At 33.4% G+C, this 17,050-nt stretch carries 20 protein-coding genes; 11 read left to right on the forward strand and 9 right to left on the reverse strand.

What is annotated here, in order from left to right; all coding sequences use genetic code 11:
* The first annotated feature begins 6 nt into the window (after positions 1-6).
* Positions 7-288: a DUF427 domain-containing protein gene (locus RM538_RS07715; protein ID WP_311332836.1), complete on the forward strand. Its 282-nt coding sequence runs from the start codon at positions 7-9 to the stop codon at positions 286-288.
* 1 nt (position 289) lies between these two features.
* Here the strand turns inward: RM538_RS07715 and RM538_RS07720 are convergent, their stop codons facing one another.
* Positions 290-1,354, reverse strand: coding sequence for an aminotransferase class V-fold PLP-dependent enzyme (locus RM538_RS07720; protein WP_311332837.1), 1,065 nt, complete (start codon positions 1,352-1,354; stop codon positions 290-292).
* Positions 1,355-1,419: 65 nt separating this feature from the next.
* Here RM538_RS07720 and RM538_RS07725 point away from each other — a divergent pair, with 65 nt between their 5' ends.
* The 4 genes from RM538_RS07725 to fabD are packed head-to-tail and all read left to right on the forward strand — an operon-like array spanning position 1,420 to position 4,109.
* Positions 1,420-1,851: a 2TM domain-containing protein gene (locus tag RM538_RS07725; protein WP_311332838.1), complete on the forward strand. Its 432-nt coding sequence runs from the start codon at positions 1,420-1,422 to the stop codon at positions 1,849-1,851.
* Positions 1,848-2,330: a dihydrofolate reductase gene (locus RM538_RS07730; RefSeq protein ID WP_311332839.1), complete on the forward strand. Its 483-nt coding sequence runs from the start codon at positions 1,848-1,850 to the stop codon at positions 2,328-2,330. Before RM538_RS07725 ends, RM538_RS07730 begins: the two co-directional genes overlap by 4 nt.
* Before the next feature lie 18 nt (positions 2,331-2,348).
* Positions 2,349-3,194 (forward strand): fructosamine kinase family protein, encoded by an 846-nt coding sequence (locus tag RM538_RS07735; protein ID WP_311332840.1) that lies wholly within the window; start codon positions 2,349-2,351, stop codon positions 3,192-3,194.
* Between the two features lie 33 nt (positions 3,195-3,227).
* On the forward strand, positions 3,228-4,109 hold the full coding sequence (gene fabD / locus RM538_RS07740) for an ACP S-malonyltransferase (RefSeq protein ID WP_311332841.1): 882 nt from the start codon (positions 3,228-3,230) through the stop codon (positions 4,107-4,109).
* A 57-nt stretch (positions 4,110-4,166) separates the two neighbouring features.
* Here fabD and RM538_RS07745 read toward each other — a convergent pair whose 3' ends face one another.
* From RM538_RS07745 to RM538_RS07755, 3 genes are all read right to left on the reverse strand, one after another.
* On the reverse strand, positions 4,167-4,358 hold the full coding sequence (locus tag RM538_RS07745) for a hypothetical protein (protein ID WP_311332842.1): 192 nt from the start codon (positions 4,356-4,358) through the stop codon (positions 4,167-4,169).
* Between the two features lie 94 nt (positions 4,359-4,452).
* The gene (gene galE / locus RM538_RS07750; protein ID WP_311332843.1) at positions 4,453-5,481 is read right to left on the reverse strand and encodes a UDP-glucose 4-epimerase GalE; all 1,029 of its coding nucleotides are present in this window, start codon (positions 5,479-5,481) and stop codon (positions 4,453-4,455) included.
* Positions 5,468-6,625, reverse strand: coding sequence for a DegT/DnrJ/EryC1/StrS family aminotransferase (locus tag RM538_RS07755; protein ID WP_311332844.1), 1,158 nt, complete (start codon positions 6,623-6,625; stop codon positions 5,468-5,470). The genes galE and RM538_RS07755 overlap by 14 nt, the downstream gene beginning before the upstream one ends.
* Positions 6,626-6,724: 99 nt before the next feature.
* Between RM538_RS07755 and RM538_RS07760 the strand changes: the two genes are divergently transcribed.
* A complete protein-coding gene (locus RM538_RS07760; RefSeq protein ID WP_311332845.1) occupies positions 6,725-7,987 on the forward strand; it encodes a 3-deoxy-D-manno-octulosonic acid transferase in 1,263 nt (420 codons plus the stop codon).
* Here the strand turns inward: RM538_RS07760 and RM538_RS07765 are convergent.
* Positions 7,977-8,630, reverse strand: a complete 654-nt coding sequence (locus tag RM538_RS07765; RefSeq protein WP_311332846.1) for a DUF2461 domain-containing protein — start codon at positions 8,628-8,630, stop codon at positions 7,977-7,979. The two genes, RM538_RS07760 and RM538_RS07765, sit on opposite strands and share 11 nt — an antisense overlap.
* A gap of 119 nt (positions 8,631-8,749) precedes the next feature.
* Between RM538_RS07765 and RM538_RS07770 the strand changes: the two genes are divergently transcribed.
* Complete coding sequence (locus tag RM538_RS07770; protein WP_311332847.1) at positions 8,750-8,980, forward strand: hypothetical protein; 231 nt, start codon at positions 8,750-8,752, stop codon at positions 8,978-8,980.
* A gap of 23 nt (positions 8,981-9,003) precedes the next feature.
* Entirely contained in the window at positions 9,004-9,249 is a 246-nt protein-coding gene (locus tag RM538_RS07775) for a hypothetical protein (protein ID WP_311332848.1), read from the forward strand.
* A 50-nt stretch (positions 9,250-9,299) separates the two neighbouring features.
* Here the strand turns inward: RM538_RS07775 and RM538_RS07780 are convergent, their stop codons facing one another.
* Positions 9,300-10,070 (reverse strand): XRE family transcriptional regulator, encoded by a 771-nt coding sequence (locus RM538_RS07780; RefSeq protein WP_311332849.1) that lies wholly within the window; start codon positions 10,068-10,070, stop codon positions 9,300-9,302.
* Positions 10,071-10,176: 106 nt separating this feature from the next.
* Here RM538_RS07780 and RM538_RS07785 point away from each other — a divergent pair, with 106 nt between their 5' ends.
* From RM538_RS07785 to RM538_RS07795, 3 genes are read left to right on the forward strand one after another with little or no spacing between them, the layout of a single operon-like run.
* On the forward strand, positions 10,177-11,463 hold the full coding sequence (locus RM538_RS07785) for a putative DNA modification/repair radical SAM protein (protein ID WP_311332850.1): 1,287 nt from the start codon (positions 10,177-10,179) through the stop codon (positions 11,461-11,463).
* Positions 11,460-12,230, forward strand: a complete 771-nt coding sequence (locus tag RM538_RS07790; protein WP_311332851.1) for a TIGR03915 family putative DNA repair protein — start codon at positions 11,460-11,462, stop codon at positions 12,228-12,230. The genes RM538_RS07785 and RM538_RS07790 overlap by 4 nt, the downstream gene beginning before the upstream one ends.
* Positions 12,231-12,275: 45 nt before the next feature.
* Complete coding sequence (locus RM538_RS07795) at positions 12,276-12,539, forward strand: hypothetical protein (protein WP_311332852.1); 264 nt, start codon at positions 12,276-12,278, stop codon at positions 12,537-12,539.
* 77 nt (positions 12,540-12,616) lie between these two features.
* Here RM538_RS07795 and RM538_RS07800 read toward each other — a convergent pair whose 3' ends face one another.
* The 3 genes from RM538_RS07800 to RM538_RS07810 form a co-directional block, all read right to left on the reverse strand.
* Entirely contained in the window at positions 12,617-14,557 is a 1,941-nt protein-coding gene (locus RM538_RS07800) for an OmpA family protein (RefSeq protein ID WP_311332853.1), read from the reverse strand.
* An 18-nt stretch (positions 14,558-14,575) separates the two neighbouring features.
* Entirely contained in the window at positions 14,576-15,523 is a 948-nt protein-coding gene (locus tag RM538_RS07805; RefSeq protein ID WP_311332854.1) for a PorP/SprF family type IX secretion system membrane protein, read from the reverse strand.
* Positions 15,524-15,578: 55 nt separating this feature from the next.
* Positions 15,579-17,050: T9SS type B sorting domain-containing protein (locus RM538_RS07810; protein WP_311332855.1), on the reverse strand; the 1,472-nt coding region annotated here is incomplete at its 5' end.

Here is a 17,050-nt window from a genome sequence, read left to right on the forward strand (position 1 = left end):
TAAAATATGAAAGCAGTTTGGAAAAATACAGTAGTTGCAGAAAGTAACGAAACCATTGTAATAGAAAACAATCATTACTTTCCTCCAAATACTATAAAAAAAGAGTTTTTTAAATCAAGTGATACATCTACACATTGTCCATGGAAAGGGGATGCTTCTTATTATTCTATTGAAGTTGATGGGCAAACAAATTCAGATGCTGCTTGGTATTATCCAAAAACAAGCCACGCGGCAAAGTCTATTGAGGGATATGTTGCCTTTTGGAAAGGTGTTGAAGTTACTGAGTAGTTTACACTAAACTTAGTAATTTATCTAAATCTTCTTTTGTATTGTAATAGTGCATACTCACACGAATACCACTACCTCGTAAAGAACATATAATATTATTTTCTTTTAATTTTTGAAAAACACTAGCATCTCCTTTAATATTAAAAATTGACGAATGATTATCCCTATGCAATATAGAATCTTCTAATAAGCCTTTTTCTGTAAATGCCTCTTTACTATAATTAATCAATTCTTTTAGCTTGCTTGAAATAGTTTCCATGCCTAATTCATTTAATTTTAAAAGAGATTGCTCAAGACTTCCGTAATTTAACGTGTCTTGATGACCAGGCTCAAAATGTTTTATAAAAGAGACGTCTTCTCTTCTTGTATCAAACGTTTCAGCAGAATTAAAACCTATTGTTGTAGGGTGTAGTTTATTATGTAGACTTTCTTTTACAAGAAAAAAGCCATTCCCATACCCTGAAATCAACCATTTGTAGGCACTACAACCCAAAGCATCTAGAGGACTTTCAGAAAAATTAAACACTTCTGTCCCTAAATACTGTGTTCCATCTGCTACTAACAGTAAATCCGGATGATAAGCTTTTAATCTTTTTAAAAAATCGATGTCTATTTTTATTCCATTAAGATATTGTACTAAACTAAAGGCAAAAATGGTTGGTCTGTGTTTTTCAACAGCTTGCTCAATATTATTTTCTAAATCCTGTGTAATTAGAGCATAACAAACTTCAAAATCTTTGGTTAAAAATGCCCAACTAACAGATGGATACTCATTAGTAAGTAAGAGTACTTTTTGTTTTTTTCCTAAACTTTCAATAAAAGTATTTAGTCCAAAAGAAAAGTTAGGAACTAAAGCTGTCTCACGGATACCAGCTCCAAAAAAAGTAGCCACAGTTTTACGTATAGAGCTCAAGTGTTCTTTATGCTTATCTCTAAAAACACTTCCCCCTTCAAGTAATTGTTCGTCTTGCCTCCTTCGCCATTGCACTAAAGAATTTGAAAGCAAACCACAAGATGCCGTATTTAAGTACGTATACTTTTCTAAAACTGGAAAATCTTCTCTCATGCTATTATTGTTTTCTGAAGTGTTAAAAAAAGGGTATTTTTATAATACACTAAAAGTAACCAACAATGTTTTCAAAATCTAAAAAAACCGAAAGAATTGATACTGAGCAACGCGAACAGTACGAATATGCACGTAAAAGAGTGGTTCAGAAAAAAAGACTCATGCAACACTTTATTATTTTTTTAGTGGGGTCAGTTCTTTTAATTGTTATTAATCCTGTTTTAGGATTTGGAGATAATTTTTTTATTAAAGATTGGTTTATATGGGCTATTTTATTGTGGGCATTTTTATTTTTAATTCATGTTTTTAATGTGTTTATCATGAATAAATTCATGGACAAAGAATGGGAAAACAAACAATTAGACAAACTAAAAGCAAAACAAGCAAAACGCATCCAAGAACTTCAACAACAAGTTGATGTAGAGATGCCACTACCTAAGAAAGAAGAAGTAAAAAAAAACGAGAACCCCAACCTCCTACCCCCAGACGTAGAATGATTACAATGATAGCTGCCGCAGGGCTTAACAATGAACTTGGAAAAAATAACGATCTAGTTTGGCATCTTCCTGACGATTTTAAACGCTTTAAAAAACTTACTACTGGGCACCATATAATTATGGGGCGAAAAACTTTTGAGTCTTTCCCAAAATTACTTCCTAATAGAACACATATTGTTATAACTAGAGATAAAAACTACCACCATAAAGATGTAATTATAGCACACTCCTTAGAAGAAGCATTGCAAAAAGTTGAAAACGACAATCAACCCTTTATCATAGGAGGTGGCGAAATATACAGACTTGGGATGGAAGTAAGTGACTGTATAGAATTAACTCGAGTTTTTGGCACATTTAAAGCCGATACTTTTTTTCCAGAAATACCAAAAGAAGACTGGAAACTAATAAGTGAAGTGAAGCATGAAAAAGATGAAAAACATGATTTTGCTTTTAGTTATGAAACTTGGATTAGGAAGTAAGCACCATTCAGTTTCATTATGCAATCGCTTTTAAGTAAAATAGTAGCAAAATATAATCTTGTTTTAAAAGATTATAAGCCACTTTCGGGAAGCGCGTTAAACCATGTTTTTAAAATAACTACAAACCAAGCAGACTATTTTGTAAAACTGAATAATAGTAAAAATAGTACAGCAATGTTTCATGCTGAAGCATTGGGTTTAGAGTTACTTAGAACTTCCAAAAGTTTTATCATTCCAAAAGTAATTGGGCATGGAACTATAGAGGAATATGGCTATTTACTAATTGATTTTATCTCACAAGAAAAGCCTAGTCAAGATTTTTGGGAAACCTTTGCCAATAATCTTGTAAAACTCCATAAAACATCCCAAGAAAATTTTGGTCTTGACCATGATAACTTTATTGCTTACTTACCACAACACAATTCTAAAGAGGAATTAGCCGTAGATTTTTATATTAAACAGCGGTTAAAACCACAATTTAATTTGGCAAAAGGCAATGGGTATGATTTTGGAGATTTAAATTCTTTTTATGGTAACATTTCAGGTCTTATTCCTGAAGAAAAACCTTCTTTATTACATGGTGATTTGTGGAATGGCAATTTTTTAATTTCAGAAAATGGAACCCCTGTTTTAATTGACCCAGCAGTTTGTTTTGGGAACAGAGAAATGGACATTGCAATGATGCATCTTTTTGGCGGCTTTCCTTCAGAAGTATTCAAGCAGTATCATTCTACGTTTCCTTTGGTATATGGGTGGGAAGATAGGATACCATTATTTCAGTTATACTATATTTTAGTACACGTAAATTTATTTGGCGGAAGTTATTTTCATCAAGCAAAAGAGATTGTTAATAGGTTTTCTTAACTTTGAAATCTAGCTAAAACAAACCATTAAAATATGAAAGCATATATATTTCCAGGACAAGGGGCTCAATTTACAGGTATGGGAAAAGACCTATATGACACCTCAAAAAAAGCAAAAGAATTGTTTACTCAGGCTAATGAAATTGTAGGTTTTGACATTGCAAAAATAATGTTTGAGGGAACTCCGGAAGAATTAAAGGAAACCAAAGTAACTCAACCTGCTATTTTTTTACATTCCACTATCCTTGCTGAAGTTCTTGGCGATAGCTTTCAACCAGATATGGTAGCAGGTCACTCTTTAGGAGAAATTTCTGCACTCGTGGCTAATAGAACATTAGCTTTTAGTGATGGATTACAATTGGTTTATAAGCGTGCTCTTGCCATGCAAAAAGCTTGCGAAGCAGCCCCATCTACAATGGCTGCTGTATTAGGTCTAGAGGATAATGTAGTAGAAAAAATTTGTCAAGAAACCCAAGGCATTGTTGTTGCTGCCAATTATAACTGTCCAGGACAATTAGTAATTAGCGGTGAGATTGAAGCTGTAAAAACGGCCTGTGAATCTTTAAAAGAAGCTGGAGCAAGACGTGCATTACTCCTTCCTGTAGGTGGTGCATTTCATAGCCCAATGATGGAGCCTGCTAGAGAAGAACTTGCCGCCGCTATTAAAGCAACAAAATTTACGGCACCAGCTTGTCCTATTTATCAAAATGTAAGTACTACGGCGGTTACAGACGCAGACCAAATAAAGCAAAACCTTATTTCTCAATTAACGGCACCTGTAAAGTGGACACAAAGTATCCAGAATATGGTTACAGATGGCGCTGCAGAGTTTATTGAAGTAGGACCAGGAAATGTACTACAAGGGTTAATGCGAAAAATAGATAGGTCTGTTACGGCAAGTAAAGCAGCGCTATAAAAAAAGTCTTTACAAGAAGAACCTGTAAAGACTGTACTTTTTTATTTTATAAGTTTATTACGCGCTTAAATTGCATGCTTCACAATCCTTTACCTTACCGTAATAAGTTTCACGGTATTTATGGATTGTTTTAAAAGGTATACTTAAAATGGTTTTCTTAACATATACAACCTTAGCTGTAAACATTCCCATTTTTTCTGTAAATCGTTTTTCGTTTTTTGTTTTTCTAGTAACTGAAATCAGTTTCATTACAAACTTTTAATGTTAAAGTGCAAATTTACAAGGTTTTATATCCTAATCAAATTAATAGTCGTTAAACCTTGGTTAAAAAATTAACATAATTTTAAGTAGTGCTACGTACTACTTTCTCCCACTCCCATGCTGAAGCTAATGCTTCTTCCATAGTTTTTTTGGCTTTCCAACCTAATATATTATTTGCCTTTGTGGTATCAGCATACACAGAAACCACATCTCCTTCACGCCTATCCACAATTTTATAAGGCAATTTTTGTTGGCTAACTTTTTCAAAAGCTGTTATTACTTCCAAAACAGAACTCCCTTTACCAGTCCCTATATTAAACATTTCAAAAGGCGTTTCATTTTTATTATCTAGTAAGCGTTGTAGCGCAATTACATGAGCTTCGGCTAAGTCAACAACATGTATATAATCACGAATACAGCTCCCATCTGGCGTAGGATAATTATCACCAAAAACCGAAAGTTCTTTTCGTAAACCAGCAGCAGTTTGTGTAATAAAAGGAACTAAATTTTGAGGTACACCGAGAGGCAATTCTCCAATTTTTGCTGAATCATGTGCGCCTATTGGGTTAAAATAGCGGAGTGAAATTGTTTTTAATTTTGAAATTGCACATGTATCTTTTAATATCTCTTCACTTATTTGTTTGGTATTACCATAGGGAGAGTTAGCAATTTTAACTGGAGCATCTTCAGTAATAGGCAAACTATCTGGTTCACCATATACTGTACATGAAGAACTAAAAATGAAGTTATCAATATTTCTAGCCGTACACTCTTGTAACAAATACGTAAGTGTATGCAGATTGTTTTCATAATATAGCAAAGGGTTTTTAACACTCTCGCCTACTGCTTTACTTGCAGCAAAGTGAATTATTCCAGTAATGTCATCATGCTTTTTAAAAAACTCAATAACATCATGCTTTACTCGTAAATCTAATCGTTCAAAAATTGGAGCTTTTCGTGTAATCGAAGTGATTCCTTCCAATACATTAATTGTAGAATTAGAAAGATTATCCACAATAACTGCTTGAAATCCTGCGTCTTGCAAGGCAACTACAGTATGAGAACCAATGTATCCTAACCCGCCAGTAACTAGAATTTTATTTTGTAACAAAATCAATAACTGTTTTAGTAATAAATGCAATTTGCTCATCATCGAGCTCTGTGTGCATAGGCAATGAAATTACTTCTTTTACCAATTTATTAGTTACAGGAAAATCTGCTTCATTATACCTGTCATCTCTGTATGCTTTTTGCAAGTGTAAAGGTATAGGATAATACACCCCACAAGGAATATTATTGTTGTTAAGGTGTTGCACTAAAGCATCTCGATCTGCACCTGTAACTCGTAATGTGTATTGGTGAAAAACATGACAATCACAGACATCACAGATTGAGTTTTTTGCATCACAGAAACCTGTTGGTGTAATTAAGTTTTTAATCCCAGTAAATGCAGCAGTATATTTCCTTGCAGCATTTCTTCTTTTGGCGTTATAGTTATCAAGAAGTGGAAGCTTTGCTCTTAAAATTGTAGCTTGAATAGAGTCTAGTCTAGAGTTTACACCTACCACGTCATGATGATAACGTACATACATCCCATGGTTTACAATCCCTCGAATAGTGTGAGCTAAGTCATCATTATTAGTAAAAATAGCTCCACCGTCTCCGTAACATCCTAAATTTTTTGATGGAAAAAAAGAAGTAGAAGCCACATGTCCTATCCCTCCTGTTTTTGTTTTTGTCCCATCCTTAGAAGTGTAAGTAGCACCAATGCCTTGTGCATTGTCTTCAATTACATATAAATCATGTGCATTTGCAAGCTCCATAATTTCATCCATTTGAGCAGATAGTCCAAAAAGATGCACAGGAACAATCGCTTTTGTCTTTGGTGTAATTGCTTTTTTTATAGCTTCAACATCAATGTTAAATGTAACAGGGTCAACATCAACTAAGACTGGAGTAAGTCCTAATAATGCAATTACCTCTACAGTAGCAGCAAATGTAAAATCTGCAGTAATCACCTCATCTCCAGGCTGCAACCCTAGGCCCATCATAGCTATTTGTAACGCATCTGTACCATTAGCACAGGGAATTACATGCTTCACACCAAGGTAGTCTTCCAATTCTTTTTGAAAAGCATGCACTTCTGGACCATTTACAAAAGCTGTGGACTCTATTACATCAATCACAGAGCTATCTATTTGCTCTTTTATAGCCTTATATTGACCTTTAAGGTCTACCATTTGTATTTTTCGCATAAAGTAGTACTACTATTTCTTGTAAAATTACGAAAATACAAACTGCTAAACCAATTGTATGTAAGTAAAGAAACGTATTTTAGCATAAGTAGCTTTTTTATGAGTATTGTATATAATATTTTAACACACCTATCATTTCTTGGCATTTGGCTTTCGCAATGGTTTAGTTCTAAAATGAAGCTGTTCGTTAATGGAAGAAAACAAACCTTTGCTACCCTTTCTTCATCAATAAAGATAACGGACAAAACTATATGGTTTCATTGTGCTTCACTTGGCGAATATGAACAAGGTGTCCCAATAATGCAGGCTATTAAAAAGGAGTATCCAAATTATAAATTAGTTGTATCTTTTTTTTCTCCTTCTGGTTATGAGAACAAAAAGAATGATTCACTACCCGATGTAATTGTATATCTACCTTTAGATACAAAGGGTAATGCAAAGCGATTTATAAAAACAGTACATCCAAGCATGGTATTTTTTGTGAAATACGAGTTTTGGCCTAATTATCTATTTACTCTTCAAAAAAGTAATATTCCTATCTATCTTTTGTCTGGACTTTTTAGACCCAATCAGGTTTTCTTTAAGGCGTATGGTGGCTTTATGAAAGATGCATTAAAAACATTTAACCATTATTTTTTACAGAATGAATCTTCAAAGGATTTATTGCACAAGATTGGTATTACAAATACCTCGGTAAGTGGCGATACGCGCTTTGATAGAGTGAGCAATCAAATAGAGCAAGATAACTCTATTTCAATTATAGAAGAGTTTAAACAAGATGCACTTTGTATTGTCTGCGGAAGTACTTGGAAAGAAGACGAAGCTGTTTTATTAGATACAATCAATAATGCTTCAGAAAATGTAAAATTTATTGTTGCTCCTCATAAAATTGAACCTTCAAAAATTTCAGCCTTCAGAAGAAAGATTACACAAACCTCTATTTTATATTCTGAAGTTAATACTTCTGAAAAAACACAAACTAGTTCACTTTCTGAAACCAATATCTTTATTATTGATACAATAGGTTTACTAACTAAGATTTATAGCTACGCAGATATAGCCTACATTGGCGGAGCCATGGGAAGTACAGGGCTTCATAATATTCTAGAGGCAGCTACTTTTGGAATTCCAATAGTTATTGGGAAGCATTATGATGAATTTCCTGAAGCCAAACGTTTACAATCATTAGCAGGGTTGTTTTCTATAGCTACCAAAGAAGAGTGTAGTGAAATAATACAAAAACTTAGTAATGATGCTTCTTTTAGAAATAAAACAGGTATGATTGCTGGGCATTTTATAAATAGCAATACAGGAGCAACAAATGTTGTAATGAATCATATAAGGGAACACTTTAAACAGTAGTTGCTTGGTTTAAATATCGCCTAAAGGGCAATAGTTCTTTGTAAATTTCGATAACCTGTGCATCAAAATAAGGACTTTGAACCTCTTTCCTAGAAAGGTTATAAGAAACTGCAAAACTTTTTCTACGAAGTAAATCTATATGCGGATGATCTTTAGAAAAGCCTTTAGGAGCCGTTTTTAATGGGTTATCAATAAGTAAGCCTCCAAACATTTTTGAAAAACTCTTTTTATTTAAAATTCGCAATAGTTCTTCGCCATTATAATCTATAGCCTCCCTAATGCTTTTTAATGTTTTGCTGGAAGGGTGCCAGTAACCACCTCCTATAAATGATTCTTCTACACCCAAGTGAATATAAAAATCCCCTTGTTTACTTTCTTGATCTAAGCCAGCACCAAAATGGTCTTTGTATATTGGTTTGTTAGGGTGATAAAGCAAGTTATTATTAATCCTATTTATTGCTTTTTTACCAGGTGTATTAAAGTAGTCTGGATCAATTTGCGCCAATTTAATATTCATCTCATCTAACCATTTAATGTAAGCGTCTCGTACATTATGATATTCTTTGCGGTTTGCGTCCATCCAATCTTTATGGTTATTCCGAGTAAGTTTCTCTAAGAATGAATACATTTTTTTAAAATCCATACAACAAAGTTAGAGATACTGATTAAGAGAACCTTAAAAAAGATTGTGAAAACTTTATAATTGTACAAATGTTAAAAAAACTATGTTTGTTTAATAATTTAACACTAAAACAATCAAAAATGAAAAAACTAATTTTAAGTATCGCAGTAGTAGCCTTTACCATCTCTATTACATCTTGTAGAGAAACAAAAACTGAAACCAAAGAAGTAATTAAAGAAGTAGAGGTAGAAGTAGAAGAAAAAACTGAAGAAGCAGAAGGAATTCTAGAAAGAACTGCAAAAGAAGTTGACAAGGAAGTTAATGAAGAAATTAACGAGGAAATTGACAAAATAGGTAACGACGACGCCTAGAAATTTTAAAATAAATAGAAAACATGAGAAAAATAGCATATACAATAGTATCAATATTTTTGTTGGCAGTAGTTTTTACATCTTGTAGAGATAAAAAACAGACAGCCGAAGAAGATTTAATTGAAGAAATGAAAGAAGATGGGGCTGATGTAAAAATTAAATCCGACGGTGACGAAACAAAAATTAAAATGGAAACCGAAGAAAAAGAAGTGAAAATCAAAAAAGAAGATGGGGAAACAACTATAAAGGTTGAAAAAGAAAATGATTAGTTTATCATCTAAATTTTATAGAAAAAAGACCTCAAATATGAGGTCTTTTTTTATGTGTTTAAATTATTAATCTGGCCTTTTAAATCTTCCATAGACTTTTGCAACTGTCTTAATAATGAGCTATCTGTAGGCTCATCAATACCAAAAGTTAATTTACTATTTACCATCCAAAGTTCTTGCACATCTTTTATATCAACATCAATTGGTAGATATTCAGGGTTAAGAGAAATAAGTCTTACTTTTTCTGGATTAGAAGATACTTTTTGTAGTTTTTTTACTAGTACCGAATCTTTTAAAACTACTATGTAAATTTTACTATCTGTTGCTTCTGTGATACTAGAAACAGCTTTACCCAACACCCACTCATTTGGCCTAATATTAGGTAACATACTATCTCCTTCTACTTGAAAACCTCTATAGGTTGCATTTCTGTATTGAGGTAACGGAATATTAAAAGCAGGTAAAGACTCATACCAATCTAAATCTTGAATATTATGAGGGTAACCAGCAGCAGCTTTTTGATTTACTAAAGCTATGGTTTCTCGCTCTTCGAGATCTAAAGTTATTACCTTAGGACTTACATCTCCTCCATTAATGTTTACATATTGAGTAAAACTTTTACCAAACAACCATAAAGGATTTACATTAAATAAGCGAAGTAATTCCATAACTGCTTTACCAGAAATTTTGGTCTTACCTCTCTCGATATCTGCCGTGGTAGCACCTATACCCAATAGCTCTGCAAAAGATTGTTGCGTATAGTTTTGTTCTTCACGCACTTTTTTAAATCTACGTGCTTCTATAGAAAGTTCTTTATCCATATATCTAAAGTACTCTTTTGGTGGAATATATCCAATTTTATTTCGGAAATATTCCTTTTAATGGATTTATTCCATAAATTTGTAATAATTCCAAATCACAATATTTATGAATTTTGAGCGCATTAAAGAAAAACTAAACATCCTTGCAGATGCTGCAAAATATGATGTCTCTTGTTCTTCTAGCGGTAGCAAACGGGTTAATAAAAATAAAGGTTTAGGTGATAGTAGCGGGATGGGAATTTGCCATAGCTATACAGAGGACGGGCGCTGTGTTTCTTTATTAAAAATTTTACTAACTAATCATTGCATTTTTGATTGTGCCTATTGTGTTACTCGAAAAAGCAATGATATAAAAAGAGCTGCTTTTAAAGTACAAGAAGTAGTAGATCTTACCATCAATTTTTACCGAAGAAATTATATAGAAGGACTTTTTTTAAGTAGCGGTATTTTTAAAAATGCAGATTATACTATGGAGCGACTTATTCAAGTGGCAAAAAAATTAAGAGAAGAAGAAAACTTTAACGGCTACATTCATTTAAAATCTATTCCTGGAGCAAGTGATGAGTTAATGCGAGAGGCCGGATTGTATGCAGATAGATTATCAATTAATATAGAAATTCCTTCAGAAAAGGGGTTAAAACTATTGGCACCAGATAAAGATAGGAAGGATTTTATAAAACCCATGAAAAAGGTAAAAAATGAAATAATACAATATCGTCATGAAAAGAAAATTATAAAAAGTACGCCTGTATATGCACCCGCTGGGCAAAGCACACAAATGATTGTGGGTGCTAGTGGGGAAACAGACGCAGAAATTATGTACACATCTGCCTTTTTCTACAAAAATTATAATATGAAGCGTGTGTATTATTCTGGTTACATCCCGATAAGTTATGACCAAAGACTTCCTTCTATTGGGACAGAAGTGCCTGTATTAAGAGAAAATAGACTTTATCAAACAGATTGGCTGCTGCGTTTTTATGGATTTGAAGTAACCGAACTACTAAACAAACAGCACCCTAATCTTGATACTGATATTGACCCCAAATTAAGCTGGGCATTACGCAACTTAAAACACTTTCCAGTTGACGTTAATAAGGCAAACAAAAGAATGTTAGCAAGAATTCCAGGTGTAGGCATGAAATCTGTTCATAAAATTATCCAAGCACGAAGATACAGAAGGCTTAGTTGGGAAAATCTAAAAGCCATAGGAATTGCACTAAACAGAGCAAAATACTTTATCACATGCAATTCTAAAGATTTTGAAACTAAAGATAGAACAGCAGCTCAAATAAAAGGATTGATTTTACAAAACAGTAAGAGTAAATTTCACAAAACATACAGTAATCAACTTAATTTATTTAGCACTTTAGAAAACAAAATACTGGCGTGAGTTTTATTTTAAAATACGATGGTTCTTTTGAAGGTTTTCTCTCCACTATTTTTTATGCCTATGAGCAAAAGCTTTCCCACTTTTCCATAAAAAAAGATAGCCTAGCCACTACAACTTTTTTTGATGAAACAATAACTATACCTACTGAAACAGAAAAAGCTAAAAGGGTTTGGAAAGGCATTTCAAAAAAATGTTCTGTAAATGGAAGAAAAAATATTTATCGTGCATTTTTAAGTGAATTTCCGGACATTGAAGACAAACTATCCTATTACATTCAACTTGAATTATCCTCAAAACAGCATTGGAATAGTAATTACGCAGACCCTATAATCTTAAAAATTGCTCAAGTTGTTAAAGTGGTTCGTCGTGAAAAACATAGAATGGATGCTTTTGTTCGTTTTAAACAAACTAAAGATGGTGTCTACTTTGCAACTATAGAGCCCGACTTTAATGTTTTACCACTTAATGTTTCTCACTTTAAAAACAGATTTGCAGACCAAGAATGGATTATTTATGACCTAAAAAGAAAGTATGGTGTTCATTACAATTTAAAAGAGGTTAATTTTATAGAAATAGCGCTTGAAAAAGACTCTTTAAAGGAATCTAAACAATCTCTCTATTTTTCTGAAAAAGAACAAGCATTTCAAGAGCTTTGGAAAAACTATTTTAAAAGCACAAATATTGAATCTAGAAAAAACATGAAATTACATATTAAACATGTGCCTAAAAGATATTGGAAATATCTATCAGAAAAGCAACCATTTTAAAAATTATCGTACTTTTACTAATATTAACACTAAACGTAATCAATAATGAAAAAATTATTTTTATCATTCGCGGCACTTAGCATGATCGTAGCAGTATCATCTTGTCGTGAAACTACAAAGGAAAAAGCTGAAGACACAATGGAAGAGGCTGCAAACGATGTTGAAGAAGCAGTAGAAGATGCTGTTGAAGAAACTGAAGATGCTATGAAAGAAGCTGGAGATGCGATGGAAGACGCTGCAGACGACATGAAAGATGCTGCAGATAAAGCAGGGGATGACATGAAAGAAGCTGTTGACGGAGGTAAATAAAACATTATCTTCTTAAAAAACAAAAAACCCTGCGATTGCAGGGTTTTTTTATAAATACATATTTACTTCTTAAGTATTTATTTTTCAACAATTATAAACTCAGACCTCCTATTAATTTGATGTTCACCTTCACTACAAGCAACCCCATCATCACATCTATTTAGTAACTGGGTTTCTCCATATCCTCTACCAGTAATCCTGTCTCTTGAGACTCCATTATTTACTAACCAGTTAATTGTAGAAAGAGCTCTTCTGTGAGATAAATCTAAGTTATACGCATCTCTTGCTCTACTATCTGTATGAGATCTTACATCAATTTTAATAGTTGGGTACTCTAGCATTACTGCCAACACCTTACGGAGTTCTAAAGCAGCATCAGGCCTAATATCAGATTTGTCTAAATCAAAATAGATTGGATTTAACCCTAAAAGTTTGAATAAATCTGAACCAATAGGAGCAGCTGTAATACCTAAGTCTTTTCCAGACTTCATAAACAGCGTTTTATTATTTACTTTACCAAGTTCACTTGTAGTAGCAAAACACTTTTCTGCAGTAGTATATCCTTCCTTTATAGACCTTAAGCAATATTGCATTGCACATTCTAACTCAAAAGTAAAAGAACCGTCCTCTGCAGAAGTTGTTTCAGAAATTATATCGTTTGTGTCACTTAACAAGTAAACAGATGCTCCAGCAATTATCTCACTAGTATTTTCATCTCTTACCGTTCCAGTAACAGTTTGATCACATTTTGTAATAAGTGGTTTTATAGACCTAAAACTATAAATATCATCATCTCCTACTCCACCATCACGATTTGACGCAAAATATCCAATTCCTGTTGTACTATTTATAATAAAAGTAAAATCATCTTGAGGGCTATTTACTGGGCGTCCAATATTGTATACATCACCAAAACCTTCTTCAGTTATATCAGTAACAAAAACATCTAAGCCTCCTAGACCAATATGCCCGTCTGATGCAAAATATAACTTGTCATCTTCACTTATAAAAGGAAATGTTTCTCTTCCTTCTGTATTAATATTGTCTCCAAGTGAAACAGGTTCACCAAAGCCACTTTCCTCAACAGAAACTTTATACAAATCACTTTGTCCTTTCCCACCAGGCATATCACTAGCAAAATACAATATACTATTGTCTTTACTAAGTGCTGGATGTGCTACTGAGTATTCATCACTATTAAAAGGTAACTCTTCAGCAGTTGACCATTCGCCATCACTCCATGTTGATCTATATAATTTTAAGCGATTGGTACCTTCATTGTCTTTTTTAAATTTCTTTTTTGTATAGTTATTTCTAGTAAAATACATGGTTTGCCCATCGCTGCTAAAAGTAGCGGTAGACTCATGATACTTACTATTAATATTCTTATCTAATTTATTTGTTTCTGAACCACTTGTGTCCGAAACACCATAAATATCTAAGAATGGTTGATTGTTCCATTCATGAATATTTCTACTTGCTCCCCTCCTAGCTCTATTTGAAGCGAATACTAAAGAGCCTTGATTAAATGCAGGAGCAAAATCTGAAAGTTCAGAATTAAAGCCAACGTTTATAAGCTCAAATCTTCCAGATTGTTGTTCAATTTCTGAAAGGTAATTACGCTCGTTTAGAAAAAGGTTTGCTCTATAATCTTCACCTTTGGAAGCATAAAACTCCTCCATTATTTTATCTGAAGCTAGATAATTTTTAGTGCTCTTTAATGACAAGGCATATCTGTACAAGTATTCTGAAGGCGTTTCTTGAGAAAGCTCACGTAATGCACCGTACCATTTTGCTGCGTTTTCATAATCTGCAGTAAAGTAATATGAATCTCCAAGCTTCATTAACATATCTGCAGATCTATATCCATCCTCTGCAACTTTTAAATAGGCTTTTCTAGCATCAATAAAAGCTAAATCTTGAAATTCTTCGTTTGCCTTTTCTACCTTATTTTCTTGAGCAAAAAGTGTTATACCACTCAAAAAAATAAAAAGAGCTATGTGATATTTATTTTTCATATTATATATATTTTTTGTCTAGAAGAATCTTGGACTTAATAATCTTTTCTTGTTATTGAATAATTCGTATCGTAATAAAATTTCATAAGAACCATCATTGTATTGTTGTAGTTCTGTAGTTTCTCTATCATAAGCAAACCCAATCATTAACTGATCACTTAATTGAAACCCTACCATTCCACTTAAAGCAGCACTCCATCTATATGCAGCACCTAAGGTAACTTTCTCTTTAATTAAAAAATTAGCAGATAAATCTAGTTGCAATGGTGCACCTTCAACAACCTTAACTAAACCTGCTGGTTTAAATTTTACATCTTCATTAAGGTCAAAAACATATCCTATTAATCCATATATGTTTATTTTTTCCTTTGCAGTTGCACTAGAGTTACTGTTTTCAGAATCATCAAAATGTTCGGTTTCAATAAAGTTTGGAACACTTAAGCCCATATAAAATTTATCTGTATAATAGTATGTTCCTACTCCAATCTGAGGCGAAAATTTGTTGTCAATAAAAATATTTGCAAAAGGATCTTGATTTTCATTTTGAAAAGCTCCAGTATTTGCTCTTCTGGAATCTACATCAAGTAAATGTGCTCCTCCTTGAATTCCAAAAGCTAATTTTCCTCCACTTGAAACATCAACAGTATAACTAAATGCTGCGTTAATGTATGTTTCATTTGCAATAAATATTTCATCTCTGGTGATATTTAAACCTAAGCCTACTTTTTCGCCTACTGGAGTATGTCCAGAAAAGTTTAAAGTACGAGGAGCTCCATCTAAGCCTACCCATTGACTTCTATATATTCCTACTAAACTAAGTACATCTCTTGAGCCAGCATAAGCAGGGTTTATACTCATTGGATTGTACATATATTGAGTGTACTGAGCATCCTGTTGTGCATAGGAATTTGTAGTAAATAAGCCTAGTGCAAAAAGAACTAAAATAGCTATGTTAAAATTTTTCATTGGTTTCATATTTACCCTGCCAAGAAAACTTGGCAGGTATTTTTAACTTATTTTCTTATTTTCTATTAATATATAATGGTCCTGCAAGGTTTTTGTTTTCTCCATTAGCGTTTACATATTCAATAACAAAGTAGTAGGTACCTACTGGTAACTGCTCACCATTTTTAATGGTTGCTCTTCCGTTAGAGAAGCCTCTAAAGAAGTTATCTCCTTGTCCATATCCTCTTGTTTCATATACTTGTACACCCCAACGGTTGTATATTCTAACAGTGTTGTTAGGGAAGTTTTGTATTCCTTGAATAACAAGAACATCATTTAATCCATCACCATTAGGCGTCATGATATCGAAGACAGTTATCTCTGCGTCTGGATCTCCATTATTTTCTTCTTCATAGTCAGGAGTACCGTCATCATCATTATCTGCAACTTCATCACCATTAGGGAATCCATCACCATCACAGTCTGCAGCTAACCATTCTTCACTTACAAGAGATATATCTTGACTTGTTGAAACAAAGTCACATAAATCTGTTGGGTCTGTTTCATCTTCAATTTCTTGATCATTTGTTACACCATCACCATCACAGTCTAAATCAAACCATTCATCTGAAGGTGTTACAGATTGATTATTAAATACTAAATCACACTCGTCTAATGGATCTGTACCATCATTTACTTCATCTCCATCAAGCACACCATCTCCATCTGTATCTTCATCAAGTGGGTCTGTACCAATTAAGATTTCTTCTTCATTAGTTAAGCCATCGTTATCACAATCAGCATCTAACCACTCTTGGCTTGGCTGTAGTGTTTGACTTGCTAAAACAAAATCACATATGTCTAATGGGTCTGTTCCATCTGCTATTTCATCTCCATTGGTTACACCGTCGCCATCGCAATCAAGAATATCCCAATCATCGCTAATAATAGTTGTGTCTTGACTATCTGTATCATAATCACACGGATCTACAGGATTAGTTCCATCTATTACTTCCTGTCCATTAGTTACACCGTCTCCATCACAATCTTCATCAATCCATTCTTGACTTGGCGATATTGTTTGGCTTGTGAATACTAAGTCACATTGATCAAGCGGATTTGTACCATCTGCTAACTCATCACCATTAGTTACTCCATCACCGTCACAGTCTAAGTCATTCCACTCAGTTGTAACTATAGTTACGTCTTGATTAGCTGGGTCATACTCACATGGATCTACTGGATCAGTACCATCAATCACTTCTTGGCCATTGGTTACTCCATCACCATCACAGTCACCATCAATCCAATCTTGACTTGGTGGTACTGTTTGACTAGCAACATCTAAGTCACATTGGTCTAATGGGTCTGTACCATCTATAAGTTCATCTCCGTTAGTAACACCATCGCCATCACAGTCTAATGCTTCCCATTCTGGTGTCTGAGGAACAGTTGCATTCTCTAGCATAAACTCACAAGGATCTGTTGGGCTTGTACCGTCTATTACTTCATCTCCATTAGTTACTCCATCACCATCACAATCTCCAT

Origin of the sequence: Patiriisocius hiemis, from assembly GCF_031846325.1 — a bacterium.
Lineage (GTDB): Bacteria > Bacteroidota > Bacteroidia > Flavobacteriales > Flavobacteriaceae > Patiriisocius_A > Patiriisocius_A hiemis.